The 12,697-nt window shown below is 69.4% G+C and carries 9 protein-coding genes and 1 tRNA gene; 2 read left to right on the top strand and 8 right to left on the bottom strand.

Annotated features, from left to right (window positions below):
- Positions 1-5: 5 nt before the first annotated feature.
- Positions 6-1,019 (top strand): cyclase family protein, encoded by a 1,014-nt coding sequence (locus BSP109_RS07935; protein WP_101599948.1) that lies wholly within the window; start codon positions 6-8, stop codon positions 1,017-1,019.
- A gap of 167 nt (positions 1,020-1,186) precedes the next feature.
- Here the strand turns inward: BSP109_RS07935 and pknB are convergent, their stop codons facing one another.
- Genes pknB through BSP109_RS07900 form a run of 7 tightly spaced genes read right to left on the bottom strand, consistent with a single transcriptional unit; the run spans position 1,187 to position 11,094 of the window.
- Entirely contained in the window at positions 1,187-3,106 is a 1,920-nt protein-coding gene (gene pknB, locus BSP109_RS07930; RefSeq protein WP_101599947.1) for a Stk1 family PASTA domain-containing Ser/Thr kinase, read from the bottom strand.
- The gene (locus BSP109_RS07925) at positions 3,103-4,986 is read right to left on the bottom strand and encodes a protein kinase (RefSeq protein WP_101599946.1); all 1,884 of its coding nucleotides are present in this window, start codon (positions 4,984-4,986) and stop codon (positions 3,103-3,105) included. The genes pknB and BSP109_RS07925 overlap by 4 nt, the downstream gene beginning before the upstream one ends.
- Positions 4,983-6,455, bottom strand: coding sequence for a penicillin-binding protein 2 (locus BSP109_RS07920; RefSeq protein WP_101599945.1), 1,473 nt, complete (start codon positions 6,453-6,455; stop codon positions 4,983-4,985). Before BSP109_RS07920 ends, BSP109_RS07925 begins: the two co-directional genes overlap by 4 nt.
- Entirely contained in the window at positions 6,452-8,017 is a 1,566-nt protein-coding gene (locus tag BSP109_RS07915; RefSeq protein WP_256970142.1) for an FtsW/RodA/SpoVE family cell cycle protein, read from the bottom strand. The genes BSP109_RS07920 and BSP109_RS07915 overlap by 4 nt, the downstream gene beginning before the upstream one ends.
- The gene (locus BSP109_RS07910) at positions 8,014-9,669 is read right to left on the bottom strand and encodes a PP2C family serine/threonine-protein phosphatase (protein WP_257944599.1); all 1,656 of its coding nucleotides are present in this window, start codon (positions 9,667-9,669) and stop codon (positions 8,014-8,016) included. Before BSP109_RS07910 ends, BSP109_RS07915 begins: the two co-directional genes overlap by 4 nt.
- Positions 9,666-10,169 (bottom strand): FHA domain-containing protein, encoded by a 504-nt coding sequence (locus tag BSP109_RS07905; protein ID WP_087003673.1) that lies wholly within the window; start codon positions 10,167-10,169, stop codon positions 9,666-9,668. The genes BSP109_RS07910 and BSP109_RS07905 overlap by 4 nt, the downstream gene beginning before the upstream one ends.
- Positions 10,162-11,094, bottom strand: coding sequence for a DUF3662 and FHA domain-containing protein (locus tag BSP109_RS07900; protein WP_087003670.1), 933 nt, complete (start codon positions 11,092-11,094; stop codon positions 10,162-10,164). The genes BSP109_RS07905 and BSP109_RS07900 overlap by 8 nt, the downstream gene beginning before the upstream one ends.
- Positions 11,095-11,500: 406 nt before the next feature.
- On the opposite strand from BSP109_RS07900, the gene BSP109_RS07895 reads away from it, so the two are divergent.
- A tRNA-Leu gene (locus tag BSP109_RS07895) sits at positions 11,501-11,584 on the top strand.
- A 104-nt stretch (positions 11,585-11,688) separates the two neighbouring features.
- On the opposite strand, the gene BSP109_RS07890 is transcribed toward BSP109_RS07895, so the two are convergent.
- Complete coding sequence (locus BSP109_RS07890) at positions 11,689-12,600, bottom strand: LysR family transcriptional regulator (protein ID WP_180959651.1); 912 nt, start codon at positions 12,598-12,600, stop codon at positions 11,689-11,691.
- Positions 12,601-12,697 lie beyond the last annotated feature (97 nt).

Here is a 12,697-nt window from a genome sequence, read left to right as displayed (position 1 = left end):
CGATCATGGGCAGGAACAGCAAGGGTGAATGGACTCTGTCGTGGACGCCGCCGCAGTACTCCGTCGACGACGACGGGAAGCGGATCGGATACACGAACGAGAACACTCCGAACAACTGGGGCCGATGGGGCCACGAGGACGAGCGCGGGACGACGAACTTCATCACCCCGGACCTCGTGAAGGAGGCCGCCGGACTGATCTCCAGCGGGAAGACGATCAGCTGCGCGGTCCCGGTGGAAGCAGGGGGCCCTGTGCACCCGTCGCGTCCCGGGGTGGTGCACCACTTCGGGTATTCGGGGGCGGACAGTGTCGTGGGCTCTCGCCTCCAGTCGATCGCGCCGGGGTTCCAGGGGGCCGACGACTACATCTTCATGCCGCTGCAGGGCAGCACGCAGTGGGACGGACTGCCCCACATCTTCCACGACGACGTCATGTACAACGGCTACTGGATGGGCAATGTCGAGGGGATGGGCGGCGCCGCGAAGTGCGGGATCCAGAACCAGAAGGACACGCTCACCAGTCGTGGAGTGCTCCTCGATCTGCCCCGTCATCAGGGGATCGAGAGATCGGAGCCCGGTGTGCCGATCACTCCGGCGATGCTGGATGAGTGTGCACAGGCCCAGGGCGTGGAGATCCGGCGCGGGGACATCCTGCTCATCCGCACAGGTCACGTGCCCTGGTACTACAGCCTGGCCGACAAATCCGAGTTCTGGGCCGCAGGCGCTCCGGGACTGTCCGATGCGACGGTCGAGTGGATCCACTCGAAGGAGATCGCTGCCCTCGCTGTGGACAACATCGCCGTCGAGGTGGAGCCTGCGGAGAATCCCGAATCCCAGCTGTATCCGGTGCATGTGCGGCTCATCCGCGACCTGGGCCTCACGATCGGTGAGGTGTGGTGGCTCGAGGATGTCGCGACGGAATGCATCGCAGAGGACCGGTGGGAGTTCTTCCTGTCCGCAGCTCCGATGAACGTGTCGGGTGGAGCGGGTTCGCTCATCAACCCCATCGCCGTGTTCTGAGCGGAGCGTGCTCATCCTGAGTGCGCTGACACGTCACCGACGAACGTGACCGGTCATTCCTGCACAGAATCCAGCGAGAATCTGTGCAGGAATGACCGGTCAGTCGGTTGGCTGGCGTCCTGGCTGCCGGGAGCCCACGTTGCAGGCTGCCCCAGCCGCAGGCCGCCTCAGCTCACGCGGGCAAGGAAACGGTCCCACGCGTGGGCCAGGCTGCCCCAGCCGCGGTTGTCGTTCCCGCCGCCGTTGTTGCCGTTCCCATTGTTTCCGTTGTTCCCATTGCCGTTGTCTCCGCCCGGTCCCGGGACCTGCGGGGGATCCACGGTGAAGCCCGGTTCCGGAGCGGACGGCGACGGGCTGGGGGACTCCTCGGCCTCCTGTGCCACGGTGATGGTCACCGTCGAGCCCTGATCGACGTCCGTGCCTGCGGGCGCGACCTGCTCGAAGACTTCGCCGGCCTCGTGATCGCCGGTCTCCTCCTCCTCGACCGAGCACGAGAGCTGGTACTCGTCGCCCTCGAGCGTCGTGCAGGCCTCTTCCTCCGTCATGCCGGTGACGTCCGGAACCTCGACCTGACCTGATGACAGGACGAGGTCGACGCTCGACTCCCGGGGGACCTCGGTGCCGGCACCCGGACGGGTCTCCATGACCTCGCCACCGGGGACGTCGGGGGAATTCTCCTCGATGTTCGAGCCGGCCGTGAGCCCCGCGTCGCCGATCTTCTGGCGTGCGAGCGACTCCGTATCGCCTGCGACCTCCGGCACCTCGATGCTGTCCGGTCCGGTGGAGACGAACATCGTGATGCGATCGCTCTCGGAGACCTGGGAACCGGAAGCGGGATCGGTCTCCACGACGTTGCCCTCGTCGATCTCGTCGTCCGCCTGGTCCTCCCTGCCGACGACCAGCCCGAGCCCCTCCAGATAGGTCTCCGCCTCGTTCGCCTCGCGGTCGGACATGTCCTCGAGTGCGAAGGTCTGAGGCTCCTGCTCTGCATTCATCGTGTACATCCACAGACCCAGGCCGGCCAGCACGAGTGCCAGGAGAGCCCCGCCCACCCACAGCCAGGTGCGGCTCTTCTTCTCCTCCTGCTGGTTCTCCTCGATCTCGCCCAGCATCCCGGTGTGCGGACCGGGCTGCTGTTCGACCGCCTGCGTGGGCGGTGCATCGGCCCACGCCGCAGCCGGTGCGGATGCCGACATGAGCTGAGTCGCGGGGCCCTCGCCGTCGATCGCCAGCGGGCGACCGTCACGAGCGGCCAGAGCGTCCTCGCGGAAGGCGTGCGCGTCCTGATACCGCGCGTCCCGCTGCTTGTCGAGGCCGTGCATCACCAGACGGTCGATCGCCGGCGGGATGCTGGGGACGAGCGTGGACGGTGCCTGCGGCGCCTCGCCGACGTGCTGATAGGCCACGGCCAGCTGGGAATCGCCCACGAACGGCGGGCGTCCGGTGAGCAGCTCGTACAGCAGGCACGCGGTCGAATAGAGGTCGGAGCGCGCGTCGACGACTTCGCCGCGCGCCTGCTCCGGCGACAGGTACTGGGCGGTGCCCACGACGGACTGGGTCTGCGTGAGCGACCCGGTGTCCTCGAGCGCGCGGGCGATCCCGAAGTCCATCACCTTGATGTCGCCCTCGGGCGTGAGCATGACGTTCGCCGGCTTGATGTCTCGGTGAACGATGCCGTTGCGATGGCTGTACTCGAGCGGTGCGAGCACCCCCGCCGCCACGTCGAGTGCCTCGGTGGCCGTGAGGGGACCGTGCTCGGACAGGACCTGGCGAAGGGTCTGTCCCTCGACGTACTCCATGACGATGAACGGGACCGTGATCGTCCCGCCGCCGGGCTCCGCGAACTGCTCCTCGCCGGAGTCGTACACGGACACGATGCCCGGGTGGTTGAGGCTGGCAGCGGACTGCGCCTCGCGCTCGAGCCGGGTGTGGAAGCTGGGATCGCGGGCGAGATCGGAGCGCAGCAGCTTGATCGCGACGCGCCGGCCCAGACGGGTGTCGACGCCCTCGTGGACCTCGGCCATACCGCCGCGACCGATCACCCGCCGGATCTCGTAGCGATCGGACAGCTTGCGGACCTCGCTCATGGATGGCCTCCGTTCGCTGCATCGGTGCGGGAGTTCTCCGAACCGAACTGCACGTCTTCATCGCCGCCGCCGTTGCTGCCGCCGTCGGAGCCGGAACCAGCGCCGTCGTCGGATCCTGAACCGCTGTTGCTCCCAGAATCTGAACCGCCGTTGCTGCCGCCGTTCGACCCGGCGTCGGCCTCCGAGCCGGAATCAGAGCCGCTGTCGGTGCCGCCGTTCGACCCGCTGCCGTTGTCCGAGCCGGAACCTGAGCCGCCGTTCGACCCGGAGCCGCCGTTGCTGCCCGAATCGGATCCCGAGCCGCTGCCGCTGCCGCTGCCCGAACCGGAATCGGAACCGCTGCCGCCGTTCGAGCCCGAGCCGCCCTCACTGCCGCCGTCCGAACCGGAACCGCTGTCCGAACCAGAGGTGCCCGAATCGCTGCCCGGCTCCTCCGGCTCTGGCTCGGGTTCCTCTGCCGGCCCGGAGGACACCTCGATCGTGATGGTGTCGCCCTCGGAGAACACGTAGCCGTTGTTGCCGGAGCGGACGTTCGTCACGGTGCCGGCGGCCTGCTGCGACTCCGCCTCCACGGACTCGACCACGAGCCCCTGCTGCTCGAGGTTCCGCGTCGCCGTCCCCTCGGACTGGCCGACGTAGTCATTCGGGTCGATCTCGATGGTCGCGTCTTCCTCGGTCGACTCCGCCGTGGGCGTCGTGGTCCCCGTGGGCTCCGGCTCGCCGGGGGATCCGAAGAAGATCCACCCGACCCACACCAGTCCCGCGATCACCAGTGCGATGAGCACACCGATGGTCACCTTCATCCCGGTGCCCATCTTCTTGTCGTCCTCGTCGAGCTCCCCTTCGGGATTCTCATCGAGTTCGCCCTGCTGCGGAAGCGCGCGGGTCTCCGTCGTGGGTGCCGCTGCCGGAGCTGCCGCCGCCGAGGCCGCCGCCGGGTCCATGACCCGCGTCGCCTCGTCACCGGGCTGGTGGAAGGCGCGCGTGACGGCGTCCGAGGCGGCCGCACCGGCAGCCGCGCCCGCGAGCATCTGCGGAACTGCGGCCTCGGCGCCGGCGGTGTCTCCGGAGCGCAGCGATCGGGCGGCCTTCGCGAGTGCCTCGCCGGAGTCCGGGCGCTGGTCCTGCTTCTTGCTGAGCAGACTCGCCACGAGCCTGCGGATCGGTTCGGAGACCGTGTCCGGCAGTTCGGGTGCAGTCGTATTGACCTGGGCGATCGCGATGGCGACCTGCGAGTCGCCGGTGAACGGGCGACGCCCGGCCAGCGCCTCGTACATGATGATGCCCAGCGAATACAGATCGGACTTGGGCGTGGAGCCCTTGCCCGTGGCCTGCTCGGGTGCGAGGTACTGCGCGGTGCCCATGACCTGGCCGGTCTTGGTCAGCGGAGCCTGATCCGCGACGCGCGCGATGCCGAAGTCGGTGAGCTTCACGCGGAAGTCCGGCGTCACGAGGATGTTGCCCGGCTTCACATCGCGGTGCACGACCCCCGACCGGTGGGCAGACCCCAGCGCCTCCGCGGACTGTGCGATGAGCTCGAGGACATCGTCCTCGGGCAGCACTCCGTTGCGGTCGATGAGCGCGGACAGCGGCTCACCCGGCACGTACTCCATGACGAGGTAGGGCGAACCCGTCTCCTCGCCGTAGTCGAACACGGAGGCGATCCCGGGGTGGGACACAGCACCCATGCTGCGCGCCTCCGCGCGGAACCTGTCGAGGAAGCCCTGATCGCTCAGGTACTCCTCCTTGAGGATCTTCGCCGCGACCTCCCGGTCGATGACCTTGTCGCGGCCCTTCCAGACCTCGCCCATTCCTCCGACGGCGATGCGGCTGGTGAGGTCGTAGCGTCCTCCCAGCACGGTTCCCGGCTGTGGCCTCATCCGTTGATCACCGCTTCCATCACATTCTTCGCTATCGGTCCGGCGACGCGGGCTCCCGATGCTTCACTGCCGGCGCTGCCGCCGCTCTCCACCACCACGGCGACTGCGACCTCCTGGTCATCCTCCGTCTTCGCGAACGAGGTGAACCACGCGTGCGGCGCTGCGCCCTCCGCGTGCTGGGCCGTGCCCGTCTTGCCGCCAACCTCGGCTCCGGGGATCTGAGCCACCTGGCCCGTTCCACTGTTCACCTGTTCCACCATCATGTCTGTGAGCTGCTCCGCGGAATCGGAGCTGACCGCCCGCGAGAACTCCTGCGGCTTCAGCTCGGAGATCGAATCGAGCGTGCGGGAGTTGCGGACGTTGTCGATGAGCTGGGGCCTCATGACGACGCCGTCGTTCGCGACGCCGGCGGACACCATCGCCATCTGCAGCGGGGTCGCGCGGACCTCGAACTGGCCCAGCGCGGACTGCGCGGTCTGGGGGGCGTTGAGCTCGCCGGGGAAGGAGGACGGTGTCACCCGCAGGGGGATCGTGAGGTCCTGGCCGAAGCCGAACTTCCGTGCCTGCTCCTCCAGCGCGTCGCCGCCGACGTCCATGCCCAGCTGGGCGAAGGAGGTGTTGCAGGAGACGACGAGTGACTGCTGGAGCGTGATGGAGTCGCCCGCGCCGCACGAGCCGCCGCCGGAGTTGCGGATCGTCGCGCTGGTCTCCGGGAGGTCGAGCTCCGCGGGGCCCTCGAGCTCCGAGTCCTTCGTGTAGTCGCCCGATTCGAGTGCCGCTGCCGCTGTGATGATCTTGAAGGTCGACCCCGGTGGGTAGAGGTTGCCGCCGATCGCCCGGTTGTAAGCCGGGTTGTCGGGGTCGTCGATGAGCGAGTTGTAGGCGCCCTGCGCTTGCTCGGAGTCGTGCGAGGCCAGCGCGTTGGGGTCCCAGCCGGGCGTCGACGCCAGTGCGAGCACGCGGCCCGTCTTGGGGTCGATGGCCGCGACGGCGCCCTTCTGGCCGCCCAGGCCCTGGTATGCGGCGCTCTGCGCGGCGGGATCGATCGTGAGCTCCACAGCGGCGCCCATGGGCTGCTCGCCGGTGAAGATCGAACGCACCTTGTCGTAGAAGAGCGCGTCGTCGGTGCCGGACAGGAGCCCGTTCTCCGTGCGCTCGAGCCCACTGGCGCCGGACACGACGGAGAAGTACCCGGTGAGGCCCGCGTACTGCTCCGCGGGCAGGCTGTCCGCGCCGTAGGTGCGTTGGAACTCGTACGTCGAGTCCGTCGGCACCGAGTACGCGACCGGGGTGCCGTCGACCAGGATCGGGCCGCGCTCCCGTGACAGCTCGTCGATGATCGTGCGGTTGTTGAGCTCATGCTCGCTGAGCGACTGCGCCGCGAAGAACTGGACGTAGCTCGTGGAGCCGAAGAGGAGCGCGAACATCACGAGCCCGACGACGGAGACGTGCCGGAGTGCCTTGTTCATGCGCGACCCCCTTCCGAGGTGTGGTCCGTGCCCGGGCGGTTCCCCGAGGGGGGCTGGTTCACCGGCTGGGGCTGGCTGCCTGCGTGGGGCTGGTTCCCTGAGTCGGGCTGGCTGCCCGCGTGGGGCTGATTCCCCAGTCGAGGATGGATCATGGTGTCGGCCTCCGCGCTGTCCGCTGACGGCGCGTCCTCCACGGCCAGCGTCGGGAGCACGCCGGTGGCGAACTCCTCCTGGGGCCGGCGGGCGTTGTCGCTGATGCGCAGGAGCAGTCCGATGATGATCCAGTTCGCGACCAGCGAGCTGCCGCCGTGGGCGAGGAACGGCGTGGTGAGGCCGGTGAGCGGGATGAGCCGCGTGACTCCGCCGATGACGATGAAGCACTGCAGCGCGATCGTGAAGCTCACGCCGGTGGCGAAGAGCTTGCCGAACCCGTCGCGGGAGGCGGAGGCGATCTTCATGCCGCGCTCGAACAGGAGCACGTACAGCAGCAGGAGGGCGAACAGCCCGATCATGCCGAGCTCCTCACCCAGCGACGCGAAGATGAAGTCGGAGTTCGCGTAGGGGACGACCTGGGGCCGGCCCTCGCCGAGCCCGTTGCCGAGCAGTCCGCCGTCGGACATGCCGAAGAGTCCCTGCACCAGCTGGTACGAGCCGCCGGGGGTCTTGTTGTACTCCTCCGACGTCAGGGCGTTGAGCCAGCCGTCGATGCGCTGCTGGACGTGGGAGAAGAGCTGGGTGGCGACCAGCGCGCCCGCGGCGAACATGCCGAGCCCCAGGAAGATCCAGGTCTTCTTCGCCGTGGCGACGTAGAGCATCGCGACGAACAGGCCGAAGTACAGCAGGGATGTGCCCAGGTCGCGCTGGAAGACGAGGATGCCGACGCTCGCGACCCAGGCGATGAGGATGGGGCCCATGTCGCGCAGGCGCGGGAACTGCAGCCCCAGGATCTTCGGGCCGGCGAGCACCATCTGGTCGCGGTAGGCGACGAGGTACCCGGCGAAGAAGATCGCCAGGAGGATCTTCGCGATCTCACCGGGCTGGAACGACATCGGGCCGATGAAGATCCAGATGCGGGCGCCGTTGACCGTGCGACCCAGCCCCGGGATGAGCGGCAGCAGCAGGAGCACCAGCGCGGCGAACCCGGAGGTGTAGGTGTAGCGGCGCAGCAGCCGGTGGTCGCGCAGGAACACGATGACGAGCGCGGCCAGCACGGTGCCCAGGGTCATCCAGACCAGCTGGGAGGTCGCCGCGCTGCTCTCCAGCGCCATGTCGATGCGGTAGATCATCGCGAGCCCGATCCCGTTGAGCAGGACCGCGATGGGCACGAGCACGGGGTCCGCGTAGGACGCGCGCCACCACACGACGACGTGGAGCGCCACGCCGAGCACGGCGAGCCAGATCGTGTACGAGTAGACGTTCGCCGGGATCTCGTCGGTGGTGCCCACTCCGACGAGCGCATAGGCGCCCGCGGATATGACGACCGCGAGGAGGATCAGCAGGAGCTCTGAGACACGGTGCTTCCTCGGTCCGCGGACGGCGCTGGACGGGGAAGGCATGGTCATCTCTCCGCCTCTCCCCGGTCCATCGTGGCGCCGTTCCGGGCTCCGGACGTCTCCGATTCGTCTGCGACGCCTCCGGAGACGCCGTTCTCTCCCGACGGCGACGGCGCGGGGTCCTCGCCCGTCTGCTCGGTGGTCTCGCCTGCGACGGAGCCGGCGTTGCGGGTCGCCTCCGCACGGAGCGTGTCGACGACGTCGGTCGCCGCGTCGCGGGAGTCGGCGGGGATCGTGGCCTCGAGGCGCTGCTGCGAGAACGTCGACAGGTCCGTGACCGTGACGTCCGTGCTCTCCTCGAGCGACGAGAGTTCGATGGGGCCCAGCGACTGCGGGAGGCCCTGGTACACCGCGACCGTCCCGTCGGACGCTGCGACGTAGTACTGCGACTGCACGTAGCGCCACCCGGACAGGGCGGCCACGACGATCGCCAGGACGACGACTCCGGCGATGAGGACGGTGATCCACGGGCGGCGCCGGCGCGGGGACTCGTCGCCCCAGTCCGCGAGGTCCGCGTCCTCGTCCCAGTGGTCGTCCTCCCGCACCGCGGACCGGGCGCTGCGCGGGGCGGCAGCCGCTTCCTCGGCCGGCACCTCGGTGTCCTCCGCATCGTCCGCCGAGGTGCGGGTCGCCGTCGCGGTCGTCGTCGCGGCCGCAGCCGTGGACGAGGAGAGGGCGGCGGTGTCGGCCTCGTCGGACCCGTTCGCCGCAGCGGTCGGCGGTTCCATGGGGGGAGTGGCGAGTCCCTCGATGGGGACCGTGGGAGCCTCGACCTCGTCGAAGATGACATCCATCTGGCTGGTGTCCGTGCTGTCGACGTCCTGGCCGCCCAGGAGTGCGTAGGACGGGTTGACGCGGACGGAGCCGACCGCCTCGCCGAAGTCGTCGATGTCGACGTCGTGCGACGGGTCGAGCACGTCGCCGATCACGACGGTGACGTTGTCCCCGCCGCCACCGGCCAGTGCCAGCTCGATGAGCTTCTCGCAGCAGTCGCCGGGATCCGCGATCGTCGCGAGCGCGTCATGGATGTCCTGCATCGAGGCGAAGCCCGTGAGGCCGTCCGAGCACAGCATCCAGCGGTCGCCCGGCACGGCGTCGTGGAACGACAGGTCGAGTTCCGGGGCCGCCCCGACGTCGCCCAGGACGCGCATGACGACGCTGCGCTGCGGATGGGTGTCCGCCTCTTCCAGCGTGATGCGGCCCTCGTCGACGAGCATCTGGACGAAGGTGTGGTCCTGCGTCACCTGGGAGATCTCGCCCTTGTGCATGACGTAGGCGCGCGAGTCGCCGATGTGGGCGAGCGCCAGCCGGTCGCCGGCCTGCAGGAGAGCCGTGACGGTGGTGCCCATGCCCGCGAGTTCGCTCTGCTCGACCACGGCGCGGCCGATCTGGTCGTTAGCGGCGAGGATCGCGGCCTTGAGGTCGTCGAGGACTCTGCCGTCGTGGTCCGCTTCGTCGAGGAAGGTCAGGCGGCTGACGGTGATCGCGGAGGCGACGTCGCCGCCGGCGTGACCGCCCATGCCGTCCGCGATGAGGAGGAGGTGAGCGCCCGCGTAGCCGGAGTCCTGGTTGTTCTTGCGCACCTGGCCGGTGTCCGAGCGCGCTGCGAAGTGGAAGGTCGGCACGCTGGAGTGCGGGGAAGTGGTGCTCTGTGCGTTCACGCGCGCAGCTCCATCGTCGTGTGACCGATCGTGATCGGCATGCCGGGCTCGATGCGTGTGGGCTGCGTCAGGCGCGTGCTCCCCACGTACGTCCCATTCGTCGAGCCCGCGTCCTCGACCACCCAGGCACCGGCCTGGGGGTAGATGCGGGCGTGGTGGGATGAGGCGAAGTCGTCCTCGATGACGAAGCCGGAGTCGTCCGCCCGCCCGATCGTCAGCTGTCCCGCGGACATGAGCAGGGAGAACCCGCTCTGCCGTCCGGAGGTCACCACGAGCGTGGGTGAGGAGCTGAATGCGGACTGCTGCTGCGGCTGTGCTGCACCGTGCGCGGCGGCGGCCGGAGCCTCGGCAGCGGCGCGCCCGCGTCGGCGGTCCCGGCGATTGCGGGCGACACGGGGACCGAAGAGGTCCTGCCGCAGCACTCCCGCGATGAGGAAGACGAAGAGCCAGAGCAGTGCGAAGAGTGCGAACCGCAGCACTGTGACGGTGAACTCACTCACTGAAGCGGCCTGCCTCGGAGTAGGTGACGGGGGTGTCGCCGGCGGTGAGCACGGAGCCCTCCGACAGCGAGACGGAGCCGATGGGGCGGCCGCTCATGTGCGTGCCGTTCGTCGACCCGAGGTCGGTGGCGACCGCCTGGTCGCCGGACACGGTGATCTCGAAGTGCCGGCGCGACATGCCCGGATCGTCGATGACGACGTCCGCGCTGTTCGCGGAGCGACCGAACACGGTGGTCCCCTGGGAGAGTCGGTGGACCTGTCCCTGGGCGGTCACGGTGGGGGTGAAGGCAGGTCGTGCGGGACGTGCCGGGGGCGCGGCCGGGGCTTCGGTCGGGGCGCCGCGACGGCGGCTGCCCGGGGCCTCGGGAGCGGGGTGTGCGTGGGCGACGCTCGGTGCCGGTGCGGCGGCCGGTGCGCGCTGCGGGGAGGCCTGGCTCTGCGGGGCGGAGACCGGTCCTGACTGCGCTTCGTACTGCTCCGGGACCACCGGGTTGGAGCGGGACGGCGGATCGTAGCCGCCGCGGTTCGCGGGCTGGGCCGCCGGTGAGCCGTCCGGGCGGCGCGTGGTCGCGCGTACGCGGTACATACCGGTGTCGAGGTCGTCTGCGACCTCGAAGGTCACCGCGACGGGCCCCACGAAGCTGTAGCCCTGCTCGATCGCATGATCGCCGACGACCTGTCGCAGGTCCTGGCGGAGCTCGGATGAGACGGGACCCAGGCGGTCCAGGTCCCCGCTGGACAGCTCCACCGCGTAGGAGTTCGCGGTGAGTGTCCGTCCACGGGACACGACGGCGGCGCGATTGTCCGCCTCGCGGCGCAGGGCCGAAGCGAGTTCGACCGGTTCCACCTGAGAGCGGAACGCGCGCGCGAAGGCACCGTTGACCACGCGGTCGATTCCGCGTTCGAAACGGTCGAGAACCCCCACGACGCCTCCTTTCCGAGTTCAGTCTGTCTGCCGGGTCACACCGGCGACGGGCACAGGTGAGCGCTGCGGCGCACGGCACATCAGCACTCCATGCTAACGCGACGATCCTGAGTCCTCACCCTATGCGTGCTGTGCGCATCAGGGCATCGGGGCTGGTGGAGCGATCCGATCCGCATGTGCGCGCCTCAGGTGGCGGGTTGGACGGCGGCACCTGAGAATGTGTCTGTGAGATGTCCGGCGGGTGAAAGACGCGCCGTGCGGGGTGAGTGCGGAGGGCGATCGGGGAGGGTCCGGACAGTGTGCGGGGTGGGCCGGAGGGCTGCGCGAGGGGGCCCGAAGCCTGCGTGAGGATCTCGATTGGTGCGAGGGCCCCGCTTACTGGTAACGTCTCGTGCTGTTGTCATTCGCGCGAGTGGCGGAATTGGTAGACGCGCTGGCTTCAGGTGCCAGTGTTCGAAAGGACGTGGGGGTTCAAGTCCCCCCTCGCGCACGATGTGGGAGGGCCTCGGAACCGAACGGTTCCGGGGCCCTCTCGCTTGTCCGCCGCAGACGTGGTTGATCCGAGCCGCGGCGATCAGTCCTTGCGATGGCCACTCAGGTCCGGCGCGTGGTGCGCTCGTGCTGCGCTCCCATGTCGCTGAGGACTGAGAGCAGGCGCTCCGCCGCCGGGTGGTGGCGCACGGAATCCAGCACGTAGGCGACGATGACGCGTTCGGCGTCGGGGCGCACCAGCCGGCGCGCGACGATCGCGTCCGGCAGATCGCGGGCCGCGAGCGCGGGCATCGCGCAGACGCCCGCGCCGCTGGCCACGAAGGCGATCGCCCCGCGGTGATCGGCCGCCTGGACGACGGATCGGGGTGCGATCCCCGCCGCCCGCCAGACGTCGGCGATGATGCGGGCCCCTTCGCCGTCGCCGACGTACTCGTGGATCCACGGATCGGCGCCCAGATCCGCGGCCGCCACCTCGTCGGCTGCCGCGCATCGGTGGTCGCGCGGCAGGATCGCGACGAACGGGTCGCGGGCGATCTCGATCCGGGTCACTCCGGCGGGGACGTGGGGTGCTGTGGTGGCGCGCTCCGTCCGGATGTCGATGTCAGGACGTTCGGTCGACACGGGCGGATCGGTGAGCTCGATGAGCAGTGTCGTCGTGGGGAACTCGGCGCGCAGTCGGGCGGCGATCGAGGGCAGCCAGTACTCGCCGGCGGAGGCGAAGGTTCCGACCGTGAGCGAGCCGGTGTGTCCGATCCTCAGGTCATCGATGAACCGATCGACCCTGCCGAGCGCGGCGAGAGCGTCCTGCCCCCGATCCGCGAGGCTGCGGCCGTGTGCCGTCGGGACGATGCCCCGGCCGGACTTCTCGAAGAGCCGCAGCCCCGTCTCCCGCTGGAGGATCGTGAGGTGCTGGCTCACCGCGCTGGGAGTGAAGGACAGGGCGTCTGCGGCGGCCCTCACGGACCCCGTCGCGACGACGGAGCACAGGACGCGCAGACGGTGGACGTCGACCATACGCCAAGCATAAGCGGAGCTGAACGCTGCGCAAGGAAGCATCGCTTGTCCTCAGGTGTTGTGTGGGCGGATCATTGAGGTGGGGACGGGGCCGCCC

Origin of the sequence: Brevibacterium sp. Mu109 (assembly GCF_900169375.1) — a bacterium.
GTDB classification, from domain to species: Bacteria; Actinomycetota; Actinomycetes; order Actinomycetales; family Brevibacteriaceae; genus Brevibacterium; species Brevibacterium yomogidense_A.
This window is presented reverse-complemented; position numbering and strand designations above follow the sequence as displayed.